Origin of the sequence: Frankia sp. CcI49 (assembly GCF_001983215.1) — a bacterium.
GTDB classification, from domain to species: domain Bacteria; phylum Actinomycetota; class Actinomycetes; order Frankiales; family Frankiaceae; genus Parafrankia; species Parafrankia irregularis.
In genome coordinates this window covers 309,701-330,944 of record NZ_MOWP01000027.1, presented here as the reverse complement: position 1 = coordinate 330,944, position 21,244 = coordinate 309,701, and the positions used below count along the sequence as shown (strand labels likewise).

Annotated in this window: 15 protein-coding genes and 1 pseudogene; 9 read left to right on the top strand and 7 right to left on the bottom strand. The window is 71.9% G+C overall.

Annotation, left to right across the window (positions count from 1 at the left end):
* Together CcI49_RS44525 and CcI49_RS24945 are read right to left on the bottom strand one after the other, a co-directional pair.
* A pseudogene (locus CcI49_RS44525) lies at positions 1-99 on the bottom strand (histidine kinase); the annotation flags it as partial.
* A 144-nt stretch (positions 100-243) separates the two neighbouring features.
* Entirely contained in the window at positions 244-1,476 is a 1,233-nt protein-coding gene (locus CcI49_RS24945) for an ABC transporter substrate-binding protein (protein ID WP_076829773.1), read from the bottom strand.
* A 1,313-nt stretch (positions 1,477-2,789) separates the two neighbouring features.
* Between CcI49_RS24945 and CcI49_RS24940 the strand changes: the two genes are divergently transcribed.
* The gene (locus tag CcI49_RS24940; protein WP_241840229.1) at positions 2,790-3,524 is read left to right on the top strand and encodes a dienelactone hydrolase family protein; all 735 of its coding nucleotides are present in this window, start codon (positions 2,790-2,792) and stop codon (positions 3,522-3,524) included.
* A 146-nt stretch (positions 3,525-3,670) separates the two neighbouring features.
* Here CcI49_RS24940 and lysA read toward each other — a convergent pair whose 3' ends face one another.
* Positions 3,671-4,990, bottom strand: coding sequence for a diaminopimelate decarboxylase (gene lysA, locus CcI49_RS24935; protein ID WP_054571450.1), 1,320 nt, complete (start codon positions 4,988-4,990; stop codon positions 3,671-3,673).
* Positions 4,991-5,619: 629 nt separating this feature from the next.
* Here lysA and CcI49_RS24930 point away from each other — a divergent pair.
* Positions 5,620-6,516, top strand: coding sequence for a 5'/3'-nucleotidase SurE (locus CcI49_RS24930; protein WP_083749690.1), 897 nt, complete (start codon positions 5,620-5,622; stop codon positions 6,514-6,516).
* 19 nt (positions 6,517-6,535) lie between these two features.
* On the opposite strand, the gene CcI49_RS24925 is transcribed toward CcI49_RS24930, so the two are convergent.
* Entirely contained in the window at positions 6,536-7,780 is a 1,245-nt protein-coding gene (locus CcI49_RS24925; protein WP_054571449.1) for an inorganic phosphate transporter, read from the bottom strand.
* A gap of 647 nt (positions 7,781-8,427) precedes the next feature.
* On the opposite strand from CcI49_RS24925, the gene CcI49_RS24920 reads away from it, so the two are divergent.
* Both CcI49_RS24920 and CcI49_RS41630 read left to right on the top strand, forming a co-directional pair.
* Positions 8,428-8,667, top strand: coding sequence for a hypothetical protein (locus tag CcI49_RS24920; protein WP_054571448.1), 240 nt, complete (start codon positions 8,428-8,430; stop codon positions 8,665-8,667).
* Positions 8,664-8,927, top strand: a complete 264-nt coding sequence (locus CcI49_RS41630) for a hypothetical protein (RefSeq protein WP_131831176.1) — start codon at positions 8,664-8,666, stop codon at positions 8,925-8,927. Before CcI49_RS24920 ends, CcI49_RS41630 begins: the two co-directional genes overlap by 4 nt.
* 138 nt (positions 8,928-9,065) lie before the next feature.
* Here the strand turns inward: CcI49_RS41630 and CcI49_RS24915 are convergent, their stop codons facing one another.
* Positions 9,066-9,782 carry a TetR/AcrR family transcriptional regulator gene (locus CcI49_RS24915; protein ID WP_241840228.1) on the bottom strand — a complete coding sequence of 239 codons (717 nt, stop codon included), beginning with the start codon at positions 9,780-9,782 and terminating at the stop codon, positions 9,066-9,068.
* A gap of 146 nt (positions 9,783-9,928) precedes the next feature.
* Between CcI49_RS24915 and CcI49_RS24910 the strand changes: the two genes are divergently transcribed.
* Positions 9,929-10,480 (top strand): VOC family protein, encoded by a 552-nt coding sequence (locus CcI49_RS24910; protein WP_054571447.1) that lies wholly within the window; start codon positions 9,929-9,931, stop codon positions 10,478-10,480.
* Between the two features lie 181 nt (positions 10,481-10,661).
* On the opposite strand, the gene CcI49_RS24905 is transcribed toward CcI49_RS24910, so the two are convergent.
* Complete coding sequence (locus CcI49_RS24905) at positions 10,662-12,014, bottom strand: extracellular solute-binding protein (RefSeq protein ID WP_076829763.1); 1,353 nt, start codon at positions 12,012-12,014, stop codon at positions 10,662-10,664.
* Between the two features lie 328 nt (positions 12,015-12,342).
* Here CcI49_RS24905 and CcI49_RS24900 point away from each other — a divergent pair, with 328 nt between their 5' ends.
* Complete coding sequence (locus CcI49_RS24900; RefSeq protein ID WP_054571445.1) at positions 12,343-13,032, top strand: hypothetical protein; 690 nt, start codon at positions 12,343-12,345, stop codon at positions 13,030-13,032.
* 16 nt (positions 13,033-13,048) lie between these two features.
* Here CcI49_RS24900 and CcI49_RS24895 read toward each other — a convergent pair whose 3' ends face one another.
* A complete protein-coding gene (locus tag CcI49_RS24895) occupies positions 13,049-14,521 on the bottom strand; it encodes a hypothetical protein (RefSeq protein WP_076829760.1) in 1,473 nt (490 codons plus the stop codon).
* A 914-nt stretch (positions 14,522-15,435) separates the two neighbouring features.
* On the opposite strand from CcI49_RS24895, the gene CcI49_RS24890 reads away from it, so the two are divergent.
* Genes CcI49_RS24890 through CcI49_RS24880 form a run of 3 tightly spaced genes read left to right on the top strand, consistent with a single transcriptional unit; the run spans position 15,436 to position 20,743 of the window.
* Positions 15,436-16,410 (top strand): MoxR family ATPase, encoded by a 975-nt coding sequence (locus tag CcI49_RS24890; RefSeq protein ID WP_054571443.1) that lies wholly within the window; start codon positions 15,436-15,438, stop codon positions 16,408-16,410.
* Positions 16,407-18,041 (top strand): DUF58 domain-containing protein, encoded by a 1,635-nt coding sequence (locus CcI49_RS24885; protein WP_054571442.1) that lies wholly within the window; start codon positions 16,407-16,409, stop codon positions 18,039-18,041. Before CcI49_RS24890 ends, CcI49_RS24885 begins: the two co-directional genes overlap by 4 nt.
* Positions 18,038-20,743, top strand: coding sequence for a DUF3488 and transglutaminase-like domain-containing protein (locus CcI49_RS24880; RefSeq protein ID WP_241840227.1), 2,706 nt, complete (start codon positions 18,038-18,040; stop codon positions 20,741-20,743). The genes CcI49_RS24885 and CcI49_RS24880 overlap by 4 nt, the downstream gene beginning before the upstream one ends.
* The last annotated feature ends 501 nt before the right edge of the window (positions 20,744-21,244 follow it).

The following is a 21,244-nucleotide window of genomic DNA, read 5'->3' as shown; positions in this document are numbered from 1 at the left end:
GCCTCGTTCGGCTCGCCGGTGGGCCTCGTCGAGTGCCGCGTAGGTCTTGCCGACGCCTGGTGCGGCACCCAGATAGATCCGCAGTGTCCCTCGTGCCACCTCCCCATCGTGGGGCCGTCCGGGCTGCGCCGGAAGCCCTCGCCGCACTGGCCGGCGGCGTGCCGTTCGTCGGCGCCGCCGGCCAGTGGGCTTGTCGCTGATCGGTCGCGGCCAGCCCCGTGGGCCGGCGGCGGCGCGGGCCGGCTAGCCCGTCGTTCCGTTGGCGCAGACCCGCTGGTTGTCGAGCTGGAAGGCGGTGCCGTCCGGGCTGACCCGGACGAACGCGTTGCACTGCAGCGGCTGGTTGGCGATGTTGGCGAGGTTCACTGGTTCGACCAGGCCGCCGCCGTCGTAGTCGGCCACCCTGCGCAGCCCGTCGATGAAGCCCTCGCGGGTCGGGCAGTCGCCGGCGGCCTGCAGCCCGCGGATGAACAGGTCGGCATAGAGATAGCCGTACATCGCGAACTGCTGTTCTGGATCCACCACCGCCGGAGAGAAACGCGCCATCGCCGCCCGGTACTGCTCGATGGGAGCACCACCGGCCTCGAAGGGGCGGAAGTTCACCGCCATCGCGACATTGGCCAGGGCCGGGCCGTAGGCGCGCAGCACGCTGTGGTCGTAGCCCGTGAGCGAGACGACACTGACGAGTGGAACATTTCTGGCCTGGGCCGCCTGCATTATCTCGGCGAGATCCCTGGGGTCGGTGAAGGCAACTATGGAATCGGCCCTGGAGCTTTCCAGGAGTTGGGCGACCCGGACCGGGCTGTCAACGCCTGATGTATAGGAGATGATATCGGGGTTGGTGGAGAGGCCGGCACCCTGGAACGAGGCCTGATATTTCGCGATTATCTGTCGGGTGAAATCCTCCGACCCGGACATCAGAAAGGCCACCCTGTCGCCCTGGTGGCCCTGGATGTAGCGGGCGGTAATCTCCGGTGAGACGTCGTATATGAAGGAGAAGAGGTTGCTGTAGCTTCCCCAGCCCGACTGGACGAGCCCCGTGACGGGAATCTGTTGCTTCGCCAGGCCGTCCAGCGCGCTGGCAAGGGAGCTGGACGTCGAGATGAGGCCGAAGACATTCTCCTTCTGCACCAGCTCGGTCGCACCCCGCAGGGCGCCTTCGTCGGAGGATTCGTCATCCCGCCAGGTGTAGACGATGCGCCGGCCGTTCACGCCGCCCTGCTCGTTGATCAGGCCGAGCCTGGCGTCGATCCCGGCGCGTGCCGAGGCCAGCGAGCTGCTGCCGGTGCCCGAGTCCGTGTAGACGAGCCCGATCCGCACCTGGTCCGCCGTGACCCCGGGCGCGGCGCAGGCCGCGCCGGCGCCGTGCTGGCTGCCCTCCGAGCCCGCTCCCGAGCCCGAGCATCCGGCGATGACGGCGGTCAACGCGGCGACAATTCCAACCGCGGGATGCCTTGTCAGTCGGCCTAAGTACATCAATTTCCCCCAGTAGGCAGATGGCGATGGCGACGGGAAGGCCGGCTGCGGAGGCAAGGGCATGGCGGAGCGGGCCAGGCGGTGCTTGGGCGCGGGTCGGTGACGCCATCGAAACGTTCATTCATGGTGAATGGTCGGCCGATGGTAGCAGGTCGCCTCTGCCAGCTCCCGGGCTCGTTTGCCCTCGGTCGGGTTCGCCTCCGGATGGGCGTGGTTCCGCGCGGGCGTCGGAACCGGTTACCCGCCCCGGTCGGGGGAAGTTGATCCGGGGGCCGTCCTGGATCGAACCCATATAAGCGATCTTCCGCCTGGTGTGCGGCGTCACGGTGGCACCGGGCTGGTAGGAGATGGGTGAGTATCCGGAAACTCTCTGGTGTGACCGGTTGAAATATTTTCCTGGGGTGGGGAAATGCATCGGATACTGATCGAGGTTATTGCGTGGTCGTCGGCCGGAGAATCAGGTGGCCCCGGTGGGGTTGGGTCCGACGGAACTCGAGCGGGTGGCATCGAAAATCATGCAAGGCGGTGACGGTCGGCCGGGCGGTGATCGTCCTGGGTGGCGCGAGCCCCGGTGCACATGGCTGGTGGCGGGCGGGAACCGCGACGAGGGCCTGCTGGCCACCGCCCGGCGGAACGGTACCCGGTATGTGGAGGAAATGCGTCCGGTACTTGTGGTGTTGGGGTCGGCGGGCTGGCCGGCCAACCGGCCGGCCGGCCGGCATTCGACAGGCCGCCGGCCGGGAGGAAGTTTCCGGCGGATCCGGCTGATACCCGAGCGTGCGCACGGCCGCGACCGCGGCATCCTCACCGTCGGCGGCGAAACCGCAGTGTGCTCTTCGCTCAGGGGAATTTCACTTCCAGAATTCCGGTAGATATCGATCCAACTGAGAGAACATCGATCTCTCAGAAGAGAACCATCCGCAGTTCGAAGAGTTGAGGATGGTCGGTTGTCCGGGAGCGCGCAGCAAAACCCCGAGCTTCGGGCCGCCGCTTCCGCTGCCGCTGCCGCTGGAGTAGGACCTGAGGATCCTGGTCGCCGGAACGACCGAAATCATCGGATCTTCGCGCTGCGGCTTCGGGCTGCCGCCGCTGGCGGATCCGGACCACCGAGCTCTTCGGCCTGGCTGCCCGGATTCACCCGCCGGGGGGACGGAACGGGGTGCTTGGTTACAACCCGTCCGATCTTTCGGATCTTTCCGATCTGTCTAATTTGTCTGATCTGTTCGGCAAGGCGCGGGCACGCCTGAGCCCTACTGGTCGACCGGGTCGGTGTCGCGTGATGTCAGAGGCCGTGAATGATGTCCGGTGTGGCGGTGAAGACGGTTCGTGTCGGGTCCGTGCCGTTGAGCGTGGCGGCCCCCGCCGCCGGCGTGACGCCGCACGGTGGGGTCATCGTGGTGGGGGATGCCCGGGGCGTCACCGGCTATGTGCTCTCGGTCTGCGAGCAGCTCCGTGACCTGGGCTGGCTCGCGCTCGCTCCGCACATCTATCACCGCGACGGTGTCGCGGAGGTGCCGCTGGCCGAGGGCGCGGCGCAGATGCGCACGCTGACGGCGCGCGGTCTCGACGAGGACATCGAGGCCGGCCTGGCCTGGCTGGCCGAGGCCGGGATCGCGCGGGCGGCGACAGCGGTCATCGGGTTCTGCATGGGCGGCACGGCCGCCTTCCTGGCTGCGGCGCGGCACCGCCTCGCGGCCGCGGTGTCGTTTTACGGCGGGGCGGTCAGCGACCCCTACTGGGCCGACGCGCCGCCGCTGCTCGCGGTCGCGGGCGAGCTGCGCACCCCCTGGCTGGGCCTGTACGGGGAGAACGACACCTGGGTCACTCTCGGCGAGATCGGTTCCCTGCGGGCGGCGACCCGGAAGGCTCACGTCCCCACCGAGCTGGTGAGCTATCCGGGCGCCCAGCACGCGTTCCACACCCCGGAGCGCCCGGCGACCCACGACCCGGCCGCGGCGCGTGACGCCTGGGAGCGGATGCTCCGCTGGCTGCACACCCATTCAGGGGCGGAGCCGGACTCCGCCCCGGCGTCGGAGGCCACCGGCTGATCCGGTGGCTGCCCGGCCCACAAGGGTCAGCCGGACCGTGCGGGTCAGACAGACCGTGCGGGTCAGACAGACCGTGCGGGTCAGACAGACCGTGCGGGCCAGGCGGCCGGCGCGGGCCAGAGCTGGCGCGGGCCAGGTCGTGCGGACTAGGAGGGCAGGGACGGCGGGGTGTCGTCGGGGAACTCGAGCGCCACCAGGTCGTCGTAGGTCTCGCGCCGCCGCACCAGTTTCACGTCCGCGCCCTGGATGAGGACCTCGGCCGGCCGGAGCTGGCTGTTGTAGTTGCTCGTCATCGTCATTCCGTAGGCGCCGGCCGTGAAGATCGCGACGAGATCGCCGGCGACCATTGCCGGCAGCGCCCGGCCTTTCGCCAGATAATCGCTCGACTCGCAGATCGGGCCGACCACGTCATACGCGACGAGATCGTCAACCGATTCCTGGTCACGAGAGCTGGGAATCGCCCCGTTTACCGGGCTGACCGGCCACATGAAGTGATAGCTGTCATACATTGCGGCCCGGGCGATGTGCGTCATACCCGCGTCGATCACGACGAGCTCCCGCTCGCCGGCCTGCTTGCGGTAACGGACGGCGGCGAGCAGGACACCCGCGTTGGCCGCGATGGTGCGGCCCGGCTCGAAGATGATCTGGCCGCCGCGGCGGACGAAGCCCTCCAGCCGGGGGCAGATGGCGTCGGCGAACTCGTCCCAGCCCGGAGCGCTGCCCTCGGTGTACTCGGCGGGGAATCCGCCACCGAGGTTGATCGTGGTGACCGGGTTCCCGGCGGCCTCGATGTCGGCGACCAGGGCCAGCACCCGCTCGATCGCCATCGCGTAGACCTGCGGGTCGAAGATGGGGCTGCCGATGTGGACATGGATGCCCTCGGGCCGCAGGAAACCGTCGTCGGCCGCGCGGCTGAACAGGGCCGCGGCCCGCTCGATGTCCACCCCGAACTTGACGCCCCGGACCGCGGTGGTCGTCCGGGCCGGGGTGCGCAGGTCGGGGGCGATGTCGGGGTTGACCCGGATGGCCAGGCGGGGACGTCCGCCCTCCTCCCGCGCGATGCGGGCCAGGAGCGCGACCTCCTCCTCGGACTCCACGTTGATGCAGCGGATGTCACGCCGCACCGCCTCGCGCAGCTCGTCGGCCGACTTGCCCACGCCGGCCAGGACGATGCGCTCGGGGTCGACGCCGGCGAGCAGGGCCCGGTGCAGCTCGCCGCCGCTGACCGTGTCAATCCCGGCGCCCTGGTCGCCGAGGAGGCGGAGCAGGTGCACATTGCTCAGCGCCTTGGCGGAGAAACAGATGAGTGGATCGATCGACTCGAAGGCCTTGGCGAACCGGACGTAGTGGTCGACGAGCGTCGAGGCCGAGTAGACATACGTAGGAGTACCGAATTTCTCGGCAACCTCACGCAACGGCGTCTGTTCGCACCACAAGGTGCCGTCGCGAAAAGAAAATTCGTCCATCTCATCCTCACCGTGATGGCCGGTGCCGGCCTACCCGGAACTATCACCGGGCTCGGTGGCAAAGGCTGACTAGAGGCTACGGCAAGGATCGTTGGTGCCCCGTGCACGGATGACCGTTCTGTGCGGCGGAGATCGGCCGCGACGGATGCCGACGGCGGGGAGCTGCCGTCTCGCGGCGACCGGAGGCGGTTGACCCGTGGCCGGCGGTGACCGTCACATTGCGTGATCGGTGGCTGGACGTGTGAGTGACGGCGCCGGCGGCCACCGGCTGGTCGATCTCCCGGACGTCCCGCGGATGTCGACGTTGCCAACAGCGTGCGGCGGCRCAGTGAACGGCGACCGTCCACCACCGTCATCCCGTCGAATCGGGTGACTCAGTTGAGAAGTGTGGCCATACTCTCGAACGTCGCAGGTCGAGGGGCATGTTCGGGCTCGCCCGAGCCGGCGCAGGCCCGGCGGGGACGACGGGGTCACGTTCGCGTTGACCACGCTCGCGACTTCCGCCGTTCGCGACTACTGACGTTCGCGACTACTGACGTTCGCGGTTACCGAAGGGGAACACAGTGCTGGGTGCTGGTCGGTGGGGTGGGGACTCGGGATCAACCCGCGGGCGCCGGCAGGCGACGGCGGTGTTGCTCGCGGCGCTGGTCGCCGGTGCCGGTGCCGCCGGCTGCGGAGGCGATGAGAAGGCCGATGGCTCGCCGGTGACGACCAGTGCGAGCCCGACCGGCCCCGCGCCCATCGACATCCTGGTGACCAACGACGACGGGGTCGGCGCGGCCGGGATCGACGCGGTCGTCAACGGCCTGAAGGCGCTGCCCGCTGTGACGGTGACCGTCGTCGCGCCCGCGGCGAACCAGTCCGGTACCGGCGGCAAGACGACCCAGCCGACGCCCGCGCACCACGATGCCGCCACCGCCAGCGGCGTTGCCGCGACGGCCGTTGACGGATTCCCGGCCGACTCCGTTCTGGTGGCGTTGGACGTTCTCGGGCTCAAGCCGGACGTCGTCGTCTCCGGTATCAACCAGGGCCAGAACCTTGGGCCGGTGGTCGACCTCTCCGGGACTGTCGGTGCCGCCCGCGCGGCTGCGTCCCGGGGCATTCCGTCGATCGCGTCGAGCATGGGACTCGCGGACAGCTACGACTACAGCGCCGGCGTCACRCTCGTCGTCGACTGGGTTACCAAGCACCGGGCGGAGTTCGCCGAAACCGCGACGTCGGCGCGTACCCAGGAGAGCGTCGCGAACCTCAACATTCCGAACTGTGCCGCGGGTGGGAAGCTCCGTGGCCTCAAGCAGCTGCCCACCCAGACGGCCCCCGACCTGAACAGCGCGCTCGCGGCGGGCGCGCTGAACAAGCAGGACTGCGCCTCGACCGCGGAGCCGGCCGAGGAGGTGCCGGCGTTCAACGCGGGCTATGCGACCCTGACCGACATCCCGGTGGCCCCGTCCCCGTCCCCGTCCCCGGTCCCGTCCCCGGCGGCTTCGGCGGCCCCGGCAGCGGTGCCCTCGCCGGCCGCCTCCTGATCCACCGCGCCGCGATCGCTCACAGCGGAGGACCGCGGCCGGTACTCCGCGAGGAGGCGCTCCGGCCCTCCTCGCGGACCCCCTCATGCCCGTAGACGATCACCGAGCCGGCTCCAGTCCGTACCGGCACCGCCGTCTCGCCCTCCGGGCCGGCGGCGAGCTCGGCGCTGATGTCGGATGCTCGCGGCGCGTTGCGCAGGGCGAGCCAGAGCGCGCCGAGCAGGGCCAGCAGCAGAGCGGTGACGAGTCCGATCGCGAGCGGATGGACCGGGATCGTCGTCAGGGCGTACACGGCCGCCGCGCAGCCGGCCGAGAACGGGATCGTGACGATCCAGGCGATGGCGAGCCGGCCGAACACCGACCAGTTCACCGGCGCGCCCCCGTTCGCGCTGCCGACCCCGGTGATGGCGCCGGCGACGGTGTGGGTGGTCGAGACCGGGGCACCGACCGCGGTGGAGGCGAAGATGGCCGCCGCCGCGGACGTCTCCGCCGCGAACCCGCTGACGGGGCGTAGCTCGGTGATGCTCATGCCCATCGTGCGGACCAGTCGCCAGCCGCCGGACAGGGTGCCGGCGGCGATCGCCGCATGCGCCGAGAGCACCACCCACAGCGGGATGTCGAGATGGTCGCCGCCCTCGAGGTGACCGGTGGTGACGAGCGTCGCGGCGATCACGCCCATCGTCTTCTGCGCGTCGTTGCCGCCGTGCCCGAGCGAGACCGCCGCCGACGACGCCAGCTGCGCGACCCGGAATCCGCGTTCGGTGCGGGCGACGTCGCGCCGGGCGAGGACCAGGCGCATCAGGGCCATCAACAGGTATCCGACCACCAGGCCCGCGATCGGTGAGATGACCACGAACAGCACGGTCTTCTGCAGGCTGGACGCCCGGATCGCGTCGGTGCCCGCGGCGGCCAGCCCGGCTCCCACCAGGCCGCCGACGAGCGCGTGTGACGACGACGTCGGGACGCCGACGTACCAGGAGAGGTAGTTCCAGGTGATCGCCCCCAGCAGCGCCGCGAAGATCACGGCGAGGCTGACATACGGCTCCTTCACGGTTGCCGCGACGGTGTTCGCGACCAGGGTGCCGAAGATCGTGAAGGCGATCAGGTTGAACATCGCGGCCCAGGCGACCGCCCAGCGTGGCGGCAGCACCCGCGTCGCGACCACGGTCGAGATCGCGTTCGCCGCGTCGTGGAAGCCGTTGGTGTAGTCGAACAGCAGCGCGAGCGCGATCAGTCCCACCAGCGAGACCGTCGTGAGGTCCACGCCGTCGCGTTACCCGGCCGAGGGTGAGTCGAATGACGCCCGGAGGGTGAGCCCGGGTGCGAGCCGTCCCGGCCGTCCGGCCGCCCGCTGTCGGTGGCCGTCCGGCGGCTGTCGGGCCGCCGGGTTGTCGGTGGGTGGTGTGGTGGCGGTTACCCGTGTTGCCGGCACATCTCGCGATGGATCATGGGAATCCGCCTGAAGTGGCAGCATGCCCCGTAGTTGGCCGTCCGAGGCCCGCTGCGGGCTGGTATCTGGCCGTAACACGGCGGCTACCTTTCATGCCCGACTGTCAGACGTCACACCCGAAAACGGGGAAAGCTCTACGTTTCCACTACCCCGAACGGGGGCTGGTGGTGGCGGTGTTGGTGTTCCCGGCACCTTCCGGATGCCACCGGCTCCCCGTTCGGGGGAGGGGGGCGGCCAGGGCGTCGTGGGTCAGCGGGTGTGGGCCCCGGCACAACAGGGAGGTAGGCGGCCTTGATGGATGGGCAGGGTGCTGGCGGGGATGCCAGGGTTGGCGTGGTGGCTGTCCCGCCGTGTCATGCAGTCAGGATCAACACATCAACAGACGGGCAACTGTTGCGGCGGGTGAGGGGCGGGTTCTCCGGATCCCGTGCTCCGCGGCTGCGGCCTGAGCTGGGTGCCGCGTGAGCGGCCGGCACAGCGCGCGGCGACGGGCGGCCGGGCCTGTCCGCAGCCGGCAGGTCGACCGGGCCTACCGGGCGTTTCGCGCCCAGGTCGCGGACCGGGCCTGCAGCCCGGCGCGTCCTGTGCTCCGGGACGCCGCCGACCGCAGGTCCGCGCTGCTCGCCACCACGGCCAGTCTGATGACGATCGCGCTCGCCTTCGGGATGCTCGGTCTGATGGCCTTCGGATCCGCGGCATGAGCGGGTCGGGGTCCAGCCCGGTCGGGCGATGCGCCGGCAGGCCGCTGTCCCTGCGCGGCGGTCGACCAGGCGTCCAGGCCGGCGCCCAGGGGGGTGGCCAGCCAGCCAGCCAGGCAGGCGGTCAGGCGGGCCGGGTGATCCGTCCGCCCGCGAAGGCCCGGACGCCCGTCTTCCTGACGCGAACCTGCCTGGTCCTGTCTCGGCATCCGGTTCCCGCCCCGCCCTACCCGCGCGGGGACAGCGGGGCCCGCGAGGCCTGACCCCGACCCTTTCCGGCTCGGCCTGGTCTGACCTGTTTCGGCTTGTTGGAGTCCACCGCGGACGGCATCGCCCGACATCAACTCGTGTCGGGCGATGCCGTCCACGGTGGCCGCCGTGGCCAGGGGTTGGGGCGGGGCTCAGTCGGCCTGCGCCAGGTGATCGACCTGGGCGAGGTGGTCGGCCGGCGCCACATGCTTGGCTGGCGGCAGTTGCCGGAATCCGGCGATAAGCACGGCGATGTCCGCGGAGACGACCTCGGTGAACGAGCTGCCGGCGTAGGCGCCGGCGGCCCAGTGGCGAGCACCCTCGCTGATCAGGGACTGCGCCAGCCGCGCCAGCCGTGCCGCGTCGACGTGTGGGGGCAGCTCTCCGGCGGCCACCGCGCGCTCGAAGAGCTCGCCGAGGATCAGTGTCGATCGGGAGGGCACCTCGCCGGAGGAGGTGAGGGCCCGGTACTCGTAGCGGAGGCCTTCGAGGACCATCTCCATGATCAGTTCGGGTGGGTTCCGGCGCATCGACCGCTCGAGTGAGCTCAGCGTCGCGGTGACGACCGCGGAGATCTCATACGGGCCGTGCGACAGCTCCCGCGCCGTGTCCCTGGCCGCGTCGGTGGACAGCATGCTGATCTCGAAAAGCAGGTCCTCCTTGCGCGGGAAGTAGAAGTAGAACAGCCCCTTGGAAACCCCGGCCGCCCGGCAGATGTCGGCGACCGTGGTCTCTGCGTACCCGTTGGCACGCCACAGCGCGAGCGCCGCCTGGACCAGCACACGCTTGGTCTCGCGTGATCGAGCCTGCTGGTAGGACGCGCGCCGCTGACCACGGTCAGCACCTGTGCTGGCTCCTCCGGCGGTCATCGCGCGATTCTAACGCCGTTTGAGAATGTTGACTCGATTTCAATTGCCGGATTAGCGTTGACCGGCGGCCAGCCGGACGCCCGGACAAGCGCACCGACGTCCGCCCGGGTCGCACCTGGAGCCCCTCGCACCCTGGGAGCGTCACCGTGCCGGTCGCTGGCCTGCCTACCTCGATCAATCCGAACATCCTGCCCGGAGTAGTCCGTCAGAACGGGTACGTCGTGCGCGATCTCGACGCCACGATCGCCGCCTGGCTGAGCCTGGGGGTCGGCCCGTGGTACGTGCTGCGTGAGCGTCCCCAGGCCGGGCTTTACCGCGGCCAGGAATGCGAGGTGACGGTGTCGGTGGCGTTCGCGAACAGTGGCGACCTGCAGCTTGAGCTCATTGCGCAGCACGGTGACGAGCCCAGCATCTACACCGAGTTCCTCGAGTCCGGGCGGGAGGGCTACCACCAGCTCGCCTTCTGGGCGCCGGACTTCGACGCGACCATGAGCGCGGTGACGGCGGCCGGCCTGCCGGTCGTGTGGTCGGGCGGCGGCGACGGGGGAACCCGCTTCGCCTACGTCGAACCGCCGGCGGGTCCGGCGACCATCATCGAGATCATGGAGCTCAATCCCGCGACCGAGGGCCTGGCCGGTCTCGTCCGTGCGGCGGCCGAGAACTGGGACGGCAGCGACCCGGTCCGCTCGATCGGCTGAGGTCCCCGTCCAAAGGGCGGAGGCTCCGAGCCCCGGCCTGCCCGCTGCCGCCTCTGTCGCTGCTCGCGAGCAAGATCTGGGGATCCTGGTCGTGGAAACGATCAGGATCCCCAGATCTTGTGGGCTCGTAACCCGGCCGGAGCCGGCCGGTCCAGTCGATCCGAGCCGGCCGGCTCGAAGATCAGCGCACCAGCTCCGTGACCTTTCGTTGTGCGCCGGCCAGCGTGGAGTTCGGGTCGGCGCCGGTCATGATCGCCACGACCTCGTCGTTGATCGCGTCATGGACCTCGCCGCCGCGGGTGCCACCCCACTGCGGGGCCTGGACGAGCGACGGAATGAACGCGTCGAACTGGGTCAGCTCGGGGTACTGCTGGTAGAAGGACGCGAGCTGCGTCCGGGCGGTGTTGTCGACCGGGAAGAAGCTGAAGGCCTCCGTGCCAGCCTTGATCACGTCGGGGGAGAGCAGCGCGACGACCAGCTCGGTGGCCATCTCCCGCTGGCAGCGGTCCGTCGACAGAATCGCCAGGCCGTTACCCCCGGAGACCGGACGGATGGTGCCGCCCGGAAGCGTCGGGAAGGGCATGACCCCGACCTCGAAGCCGGCGGCGCCCTGATCGTGGATGTACTTCAGCCCGCCGGAGATCGAGGGCAGGGTGACCGCGCTGATCGCGGTTTCCCGGCGAATGCCGAACCGCAGCAGCCCCTCCCTGGTCGCGTCACCGGACTGTGGTCCGTAGGTGCCCACCTTGCGGAGGAAGGCCGCGGCTTCACGGGCCGCGGGGGTCGTCAGATCGGGCTGACCATCAGCCTTCTGTACCGGCGTTCCCTTGGAACTGGCCAGCGTGCTCAGATACCACTGGCCGAAGCCCTGGGTCGGCAGGTCGATCGGCTGGATCGACTGACCCGAATTCTTGATCTTCTCGGCTGCCGCGAGCACACCCGTGGTCGTCTTGAGGGTCGCGGGGTCGACCCCGGCCTTTTTCAGGGCGTCCACGTTGTAGACGAGGGCGAGCATCGAAACCTGCTGCGGGATGGCGACCAGCTTGCCGTCGTACTCGCCCAGGTGCAGGAAACGCTGGTCGTACGAGGCCCGCAGCAGCTTGGGTGAGAGCGGCTGGGCGCCGAGCTCGTCGGCGAACGTGGGCAGCAGGTCGAAGCCGGCGACGGCGACGTCCGCGGGGCGCCCGGCCGCGCGGTCGGCACTGAGCTGCGCCACCAGCTCCGGATAGCCGGTCGCGTCGGCGGAGAGCTCAACAGTGAGCCCTGGATGGGYGGCCTCCATGTAGGCCTTGCCGGACTTCGCCGCGTCGTTGAGTGAACCGACCGCGTACATCCGCAGGGTCTTCACGGATGCCGCGCACTCGGCGGAGGCCTTCGCCCCGTTCACGTCGTCAACGCTCGCGGTGGCCGCCCGGGCGGTCGGGCGCAGGCTTTCGGCCGGGTCGACAGCGGTGCCGGAACCGCCGCCGCACGCCGTGAGCAGACCGGCCGTCACGACACCGGCCAAGGCCGCCGTCAGAGGCACCGCCCGCATGGTCCGCCTCGGACGCGTCCCCGCCTCGCGGGGCCTCGACCGTGGTTCTGGCGCATCGCGCAGCATCGGCATTCCCTCTCGTCGGTTTCCGCCCRACGGCTGCCGTTAGCCGTTGGACCCCGTCGTACGGACATCGTCCCGTGCCCGGCCGGGCACGGTGAAGGGATATCCGCCACGGCAATTCCGACCGGCTAACCCGGCCCGCGGCGCGAACCCTACCGCGCGTCCCGGTTCCGCCGCCCGAAGCGGCATTGCTTTTCACGACGCGCGGCTCAGACTGCGGGTATCGCCTTGTTCCCGCTGATCGCTGATCGTCTCGGAGGCTCCCATGGAGCGATCTGTCGTGCGCCGCCGCGCCTGGCCCATCCACCGGCCGCGGACGACCGGCGCCGCCACCCTCTCGATCCTGCTCTGCGCCGGAGTCGTGGCCTGCGGTGACGGGTCAGGCCCGCGGGGCGGTTCGGTCCCTGCGGCCAGTGCCAGTGCCAGTGCCGACCCCGGCGCCAGTGGCAGTGGCACTGGCAGTGCCAGCGCCGACCCAGGCGCCGGGGTCGGCGCGGTGGTCTCGAGCCCGCCGTCCAGCTGGGGTACCGGTGCGGTCAGCACGCAGCGCCAGCCTGCGACGACCACACGACTGGTCGCCCTTCGGGGCGCCCACAACACGGTGGGCGGTGCGGGATTCGACCGGCTGGTGCTGGAGTTTCGCGGAGGTCTTCCCGGCTACACCGCCGGCTACGTCGACGAGGTGGTCCGGCCGGGCTCCGGGGCGCCCCTGCCACTGGAGGGGGCGGTCACGTTCGAGGTCGTGGTGACCCCCGCCGCGGCTCATGACGACGCCGGTGTGACGACGCTGACCACCCCCCGAACGGGGGGTGGCCTACCCGTACTGACCAGTTACGTGCTCGCCGGGGACTTCGAGGGCTACGTGCACGTCGGCGCCGGCCTGAGCACCCGGGCGGGCTTCCGGGTCCTCGAGCTGACGAACCCCGACCGCCTGGTGATCGACTTCGCTGGTTGACGACCACCCGGCCGGATCACTCGATCGGGAGCCCGTCCGGGCTTGCGGATGGGCCGGTGGTGGGTGACGGGGGCGGGGTGGTCACCGGATGCGTCGTCACCGGAGGAGGCGACGGTGTCCGCGGCGGCGGGATGGTCGGCGTCCGTGTCGGTTCGGACGTGGTCTGATCGTGCTCCGCCTCGGTACCGGTCCGGGTGCCGGTGCCCGGACTGGACGTGGCGGCGGTCGGGGTGCGGGTCGTCGTCGCTGCCGGCGTGGGCCGTGCCGCACCCTGGCCGTGGGCGGTGCCGTCGGGGCGCGGCTGCTGCGGCCTGGGCAGTGGTGGGGCCGCAGGCAGCGGCTGGGCCGAGCCGGTGGGCAGGCCGGGGAGATCCGGCGGCTGCTTGCTGATCGGAGTCCGGCCACGATCATTGATCAGGACGGCGTTGGGTCCGGCGGTGTCATTGATCCACACCTGGCCGTCGTCGACGGTCACCGTGATCCGTGCGTGCCCGTCGGCCGCGGCGACCGCTACGGGAGCACCGAACGTGCCGTGGGCGAGGTCATAGTCGAGCACGACGCCAAGCGCGGATTCCGGCACATAGGCATGGCCCGCCTGGACCACTGGTACGCCGGGCCGCCCCTGCCCCGGCTCCTGATCCCGGCCGGGGAGATCCGTCGCCGCCACCGTGCCGTGATCGACATCCGCCAGGTAGAGCCGACGGGCCACCGGGTCGAGCAGGGGGACGACGCCCCTCTCCGTCCGGGGGGCGACGAGCAGCTCCGGGCCGGCCGGGGCCGGTGTCTCAGACAGGGGCAGGACCGTACGCGCTCCGGCTCTGGCTCCCGACTCGCCGGGGGCGCCCGGGCCGCCGAGCGTCGTCAGGCTGCGCGCGGTGCTGTCGACGACGACCGGGCGCCCGCCGGCCAGCACCACGTCGATGGCGTTTCCGGGCGGTGCGACCGGGCCGGCGGCCGGCGTGGCGACACCGTCGCGTACCGCCACGACGGTCCCGGTGGAGCGCAGCGGCACCCAGAGGGTGCCGTCGTCGCTCTGGGCCGCCGCGCCGAGCGGTGCCGGGAGGTCGAGGGCCGTACCGATGGGCGACAGGTCGTCCGCGGACAGCGGCTGGACCCGCCCGGCTCCGGCCTCGACCGCGTAGGTGATCCCGGACGCCGAGGTGATCGCCACGCCGGGCCGGAGAGCCGCCGAGCCGACAGTGGCCAGGCGTGCCGGGTCGACCAGGAACACCTGACCGGCGCTCGGATCGACGGCGACGATCTTGTGGGTGGTCGAGGTGACAGTCAGGTCACGGCCGGCCATGCCGGGAACGGTCACGGCGGCGTTCGCCCGGCCGGCGGGGCCGCTCAGGTGAATCAGCGTGCCGGTGGCCGAGTCGGTGAGCCAGATCCCGTTGTCGACCAGATCGAGCCGGACCGGAGCTGTGCCCTGGCCGGTGGCGCCGATCAGCGCGGTCACGGTGACGACGGCCGCGCCCGGGAGGAGCACGCGAGCCGCCGGGACGACCCGCGCCGCCCGGCCGAGCCCTCGTTCGGCGAGCTTTCGTGCGCCGGCCCTTCGTGCGCCGGCCTCTGGTACGTCGGCCTTTGGTACGCCGAGATTTCGTGGGCCGGGCCCGGAGGGTCTCCGTACGGGCAGTCCTCGTGGCGGTTGACGCCAGCTGCCGAGAATGATCCGACCTCCCCAGACGCCAGGAGCCACCAGGTGGGCCCGGCGACGCGGCGGGCCGGGTCACCGGGGGCTTCCGCCCGGCCGGAGGGAAAGCCGGGCGGAAGCCGGTGACGGACCCCATACACAACAAAGAGAACACAATGAAGCCCAACATCAAGTGGGCATATGTGGTCTGTGTGTCGTGATGCGGAAGGGGCTCGCGGCTGCCCCCGCGGGCTCCCGGCCTTCCGTCGTGGTCCGTCGACAGGTCTGACGCGCTACTGCGCCGACTGGTTGCGACCCATTTTGGTCGGAGCGTCACATCTGACGCCCCCGGGGTGACTTCCCGGGTCGGCCGGGTCGCCCCCGGTGCGTAGGGGCGGCAGGACCCTCACCACGGGTTCGACAACATTTTCCGGACCGGGGACAACGAATCGGGAGACTCCGTCGTCTACTGCATCGGAACGGTTCGGCTCCGTGGCAGCGACGCTGCGGTGACGGTCGCCAGCGACACCGCCTGGTGGTGCTGGCCGGCGGTGTCGGTGGGCACTGGCGGCCTGACCCGTGGGAGGCGCGCCGGGGGCCGTTCCGTTTCCCGGGCAGCTCCCCCCTGCTGCCCGTGGCGGGCCGGCCGGTCGCTCCCCCTCGACCGGCCGGCCCGCCTCTCACGACCCGAGCACCTCGCACACGTCGCCCACCTCGCACGATCCACCCGGCTCACACGAAGCCTCACCACACGCGGAGGTTCGGCAATGACGGTCAGCACCGATCGGGCCATCCCGTTCGCGATCGCCTTCGAGGACGTCGTCGCCAACGTCGAGCAGGTCATCCGCGGTAAGCGGGCCGCGGTGGAACTAGCCACCATCTGCCTGTTCGCGCAGGGCCACCTGCTCGTGGAGGACGTACCGGGACTGGGCAAGACCACGCTCGCCCGCAGCCTCGCGGCGTCGGTGAACGCACGCTGCCACCGGATCCAGTTCACGCCCGACCTGCTGCCCGCCGACATCACCGGCACCAACGTCTTCAACCAGCGGACCAGCGAGTTCACGTTCCGTCCCGGCCCRGTCTTCGCAGGCATCGTCATCGGCGACGAGATCAACCGGGCCTCGCCGAAAACCCAGTCCGCCCTGCTGGAGGTGATGGAGGAACGCCACGTCACCGTCGACGGCACCCGCTACCCGGTCCCCGCGCCGTTCATGGTGATCGCCACCCAGAACCCGGTGGACATGGACGGGACGTACGCGCTGCCCGAGGCGCAGCTCGACCGCTTCCTCATGCGGCTGCGCATCGGCTACCCCACGCTGGACGCGGAGCTGGAGATCCTCGAGGGGCGCCAGGTCGGCCGGCGGGTCGAGGACCTCCGACCGGTGCTGCGGGCCGAGGACGTCGTCGCCCACGCCGATCGGACGCTGGGCGTGCACGTCGCCCCCGAGATGCGGCGCTACATCGTGCGGGTCGTCGCCGCGACGCGGTCCCGCCGCGACGTGGTGCGGCTCGGCGCGAGCCCGCGGGGGAGCGTCGCGTTGCTTCGGGCGGCCCAGGTCCGCGCGGCCTCGACGGGACGTTCCTTCGTCACACCGGACGACGTCGGAGTGCTCGCCGGGCCGCTGCTCGCGCACCGACTGGTGCTGACCCCCGAGGCCGAGCTGCGTCGGGTCACCGCGGAGGACGTCGTCGCGGAGGTCCTGGACACCGTGCCGTCGCCGCGCCGTCTCGTCGCCACGTGAGCGCGGGCACGCGCACCACCCCAGGGCTACCGAAGATCACCCCCGCGGCCTGGGGGCTGCTCGCCGCACTGGTCGGGCTCGGCGCCGCGGCGTCGCTGCTGCGCTACGCCGAGCTGGTGCTGCTCACCGCCGCGGGTGCGGCGGCGCTGCTGCTGGCCGTGGTGTCGGTGGCTCGACCGCCCCGGGTCGGTGTCGGTCTGCGGCTCACCGCCGAATCGGTCAGCCGCGGCGACGAGGCGGCGCTGGTGATCACCGTGGTCAACCACTCGCGGTGGACGGCGCCCCCGTTCACGCTCTGTGTGTCCGCGACACCCGCCGATCCGGGGGCGCCGTCCGGCCCCGGGGCACCGTCCGTTCCGGGGGTGCTGCCTGGCCCGGCGGTGCTGTCCGGCCCGGGGGTGCTGTCCGGGCCGCTGGCGCGGCCGGCTGTCGTGGGCGTCCGTCGGCTTCGCGGCGGTGCCGGCCACGAGGTCGTGCTGCCGCTGGACACGGCTGTCCGCGCGGTCAGCCGAATCGGGCCCTGCTGGGTGGACCGGCGTGATCCGTTCGGTCTGGCACACCGCCGGCAGTCCCTGGGCGAGGCGGTCACGCTGCGGGTGCGCCCTCGCACGCAGGCGCTGGTCTCGCCCCCGACCGCGCCCGCCCGTGATCCCGACGGCTCCAGCGGCAGCGGAACGGCGGGCGGGCTGATGTTCCACACCCTGCGGGAGTACACCCCCGGAGAGGACCTGCGCCTGGTGCACTGGGCCGCCAGCGCTCGGCTGGGCACGCTGATGGTCCGCACCCATGTGGATCCGAGCGAGCCCGCCTCCACCGTCGTGCTCGACACCCGCCGGTGTGCCTACCCCGCTGGCCCGGTCGGGGCAGCCGTCTTCGAGGACGCGGTCGACGCCGCGGCCTCCGCGGTGCTGGCCTGTGCGCGCGGTGCCTATGGCGTCCGCCTGGTCACATCGGGCGGTGTGCGGATGACGGGCCGCCGCCGTGCCGCGGACGTTGATTCGCTGCTCGACCAACTGGCGGCGGTCGCGCCCGACGAGGGCACGAACCTGGAGGTGCTGCGGACGCTGCGCCGTGGCCCGGTCGGCACGCTCGTACTGGTCACCGGCGGGATCGGGCGTGACGCGATCACGGCCCTGACACCGGTCGCGCATGCCTTCGGCCAGGTGATCGTCCTGCGGCTGGGGCCGCGCAGCGAGGCCGTCGCCCGCGCGTGGGGCCGGCGGACCCCGGCAGACCGGGCCCGGCTGCGCCGGCACCGGGCGAAGGGCGAAGATCGGCGGATTTCCGCCGCTGGGACGACCAGAATCCTCGACTCTTCGGACGGGCGGGACCCCTGGGCCTCCCAGGATCGCCGGGGTCCTCGAGGCGAGGTGGAGATGGCTCCGCCGGCGGCCGCGCCGAACGCCACCGGATCGGGCCAGGTGCGGGTGCTGCACCTGACAACCGCCGCCGAGCTGGGGGAGATCTGGCCCCTCTCGGCCGAGACCGCATCGCCCCGGACCACATCCCCCTCGGCCTCGGCCGCGGCCACGCCTGCCGGGCCGGAGCCGTCGCCCGGTCGGGCGGTGTCAGGCCCCGTGGCGGGCTCCGTGCCGATAGCCATCGACGACCGCGGGCTGGTCCAGGCATGAAGGACCTGACCGTCGAGCCACCGGCTGTCAGGCCGCCGGCCGGCCCGGCACCCAGCGCTGCGGTGTCGGCTGGCGTGCCGTCGGCGGGCCCGGCTGCGGTGTCGGCTGGTGTGGCGTCGGCCGGTGCGGCGTCGACCAGCACAACGTCGGATGCCGCGCACGCGGAGGAAACGCCGCCGGGTGCCGCGCGCCGCGCCGTCGAGCTGGCGTTCGTCGCGGCCCTGGCGCTCGTCGGCGGGAGTGGCTTCACGCGGCTGTTCCCGGCTCGGGATCTGTGGGTCCCCCTGCCGGTGGCCGCTGTCCTGCCGGTCGTGCTGGTGGCCCTGTTGGGCGGGCCGCGCCGGGGCCGCCGGCCGGCACCCGCGGTCCTCACCGTGCCGGCCTGGATGGTCGGATTCGTCGTCTGGACCGGCTACACCGTCGCGGCCGAGGCGGGCGGGTTCCTGGCCAGGCTCGAGCTGGTCCGTGTGGGTGTCATCGACGGCTGGGCCCGTCTCCTCGACGTTGCCGCGCCGGCGCCGGCCGACCCCGATCTGCTGATCGTGGCCCTCGCCCCGACCTGGCTCGCGGCGGCGATCGGCGCCGAGCTGACGATCCGAACCCGGGCGGCGCTCCTGCCGGTGCTGCCCGCGGTCGTGACCCTGCTGGCCGCGACCGCGTTGGCCCTGCCCGTCCCGGGTGACAACCTCCCCCAGACGGGGGTGCTCGTCGCACTGGCCGCCGGCCACCTCCTGGCGCGGATGCCCCGGACGGGTGGGTACGGCCTGGCCCGCTCCTCGGCCAGAGGGCTTGTCGCGACCCTGACGGTCCTGCTCGTCGGGATCCTGGCCGCGGTGACGGTGACCGGCGGTCGCCTCGGCGATCCGGTCGATCCCCGGGATCATCGCTCGACGACACCGGTCGACGTGACCGAGACCAGCCCGCTCGCCGCGCTCAGCGGCTGGACCGCCCACCCCGATGACGTGCTCTTCCGCGCCGCGGTCACCGGGCCGGACCCGGCTGCTCCCGTGATCTTCCGGTTGGCCGTCTTCGACGACTACGACGGTGTGAGCTGGCGCTCCACAGCGCGGTTCGTCGCCGCGGGAGCCACGATCGTGCCGCCCGGGACGGCGGCCGCGCAGCCGCGGCAGGATCCGTCGGTGCGCCAGGAGGTCGAGGTCGTGGGCCTGGGCGGAAACCTGCTGCCGGCGAACGGGTCGCCTTTGAGCGGCCCGCCCGGTGTGCGGGTCGACCCGGGTACCGGGATGCTGCGCAGTGACCTTCCGCTGGCCGCCGGCTCGCGCTTCGAGATCACGTCGGTTCCGGAGCCTCGACCCGAGCCGGCGCAGATCGCCGCGCTGTCGGCTGGCGCCGCCGCGGCTGACCACGACGACTCTGACCTGGCCGTTCCCGCGGACTCGCCGTCGATCCTGCGGTCGATGGCCGAGCTCGCAACCGCCCGGGGGCGGACGCCGTTCGAGCGGGCGGCCCTGCTGGGTAGCTATCTGAGCGCGAACTTCGTCTTCGATCCCGAGGTCCCGCCGGGGCATGCGTATGGGCACATCGACCACTTCCTCGGTCATACCCGGCGAGGGACGTCCGAGCAGTTCGCGACCGCCTTCGTCCTGGCCGCACGTCTGCTCGGGCTGCCGGCCCGGCTGGCGGTCGGGTTCACCGCTCCAGCTTCAGCTCCCGCGGCCTCGGGCGACGGAGCGGGTGCCGCGGACCAGATCCGCACCGTGCACGGTTCGGATGCGCTGGCCTGGGCGGAGGTGCGCTTCGACGGGGTCGGCTGGCTGCCGTTCTTCCCGACCCCACGGTCCGCCGAGGCAAGGGGCGCGAGTGTGGCCGGATCGAACCAGGGCGAGACACCCGAACAGGCGGAGCTGATCGAGGTCGCGCTGCGCTCCGTGGCCGCGGGTGAGGCGACTCCGGCCACGAAACCCGCGGCTCCCATGACGGCGGGCGGCGACGGGGGCCCGGACGGGGGGCCCTCGGCCCCCTCCGACGGGGCGGGTGCCTGGTGGAAGCACGTGGTCCTCGGTGTCCTCATCCTGGTCGGGCTGGCCGGCCTGTACCTCGCGGTTGCCCTGGCGGCGTCCGGTGTCCGGCGCCGCAGGCTCCGGTTCGCGGCCCAGCGGCGCGAGCGTGTGGTCGGTGCCTGGCAGTGCGCGTTGGAGGCGCTCGCCGAAGCCGGGTGCACGGTCCCGGCGGCGGCCAGCCCGGTGCAGGTCGTCCATCTCGGCGGTACCTTCGCCGCCGCCGCGCAGGCGGGACCGGCCGTCGAGGCCGCCCTGCGCGGGCTGGCGGATCTGGTGACGATCGCGATCTTCGCCCCCGACACAGCCCTGGACTGGGACGGCGCCGCCGGGGCGCGTGCCGCCGAGGAGGCGTGGCGCCAGCTCGACCGGGCCGAGCGGGCACTGCGCGGCCGTGGGCCGCGTGGGCGGAACCGGCCGCGCGGCCTGCGGAACCCGCGGAGCCCGGAGGAGGCACGGAACCCGGAGGAGCCGCGGAACCGACGGTTCCATCGGCTTCGTCGGGTCCGCAGGCTTCGCCGCCTGTTGGCACCGGGGACGGTGTGGTCGCGGCTGCGTGGCCCGCGGGACCACGGAAACCCGCCGGATTCCCCGTACGGGAGCGCGTCGAGCGCGGCGGATGGCCGCCCCGATGCGGAGACCACGGGGGCCGCGGACAGGGACAGTCTTGCCTCGGTGGCGTGACCCCGGGCGTGTCGCCACCGGCGACGTCGCGGATGCCCGCTCCGCCGCGAGCGGTACGGGCCTGAGCGGCGGTACTGCCCCGGACGGCGGCGCTGTCCCCGACGGCTGCCCGGGCCTGAGCGGCGGCGCGGTCCCGAGCGGGGACGGCAGGCCGGGTTCGGACGGCAGGCCGGGTTCGACTGGCAGCCCGGGCTCGAACGCCGGTGCTGTCCCGGATGACCGGCCGACCCTTCCGTACCGGCTGCGGCGGCGTCGGAGTGGTCCCGGCGTGGTCCATTCGGTCGAAGTGACACCCGTCCGGTTCACCGTTGACCGGCTCCGGACGGGGGCCCCGCCGGCTGTTCCTCGGCCCAGTCCTCCGCTCGGACCACCGCCCAGTCCTCCGCTCGGACCGTCGTCCGGTTCTCCGTCCAGCCCTCCACTCGGCCCTCCGCTCGACCCTTCGACCAGGCCGCTTCGGGCGGCGGGGCCGAGGCCACGACCGGGCTTCCTCGAGCTCGC

Bases quoted from the DNA above. Each gene is read 5' to 3' on its own strand.
- CcI49_RS24945 (WP_076829773.1), bottom strand. From the start codon at position 1,476: ATGTACTTAGGCCGACTGACAAGGCATCCCGCGGTTGGAATTGTCGCC.
- lysA (WP_054571450.1), bottom strand. From the start codon at position 4,990: ATGGACGAATTTTCTTTTCGCGACGGCACCTTGTGGTGCGAACAGACG.
- CcI49_RS41630 (WP_131831176.1), top strand. From the start codon at position 8,664: ATGAGCGGGTCGGGGTCCAGCCCGGTCGGGCGATGCGCCGGCAGGCCG.
- CcI49_RS24915 (WP_241840228.1), bottom strand. From the start codon at position 9,782: ATGACCGCCGGAGGAGCCAGCACAGGTGCTGACCGTGGTCAGCGGCGC.
- CcI49_RS24900 (WP_054571445.1), top strand. From the start codon at position 12,343: ATGGAGCGATCTGTCGTGCGCCGCCGCGCCTGGCCCATCCACCGGCCG.
- CcI49_RS24880 (WP_241840227.1), top strand. From the start codon at position 18,038: ATGAAGGACCTGACCGTCGAGCCACCGGCTGTCAGGCCGCCGGCCGGC.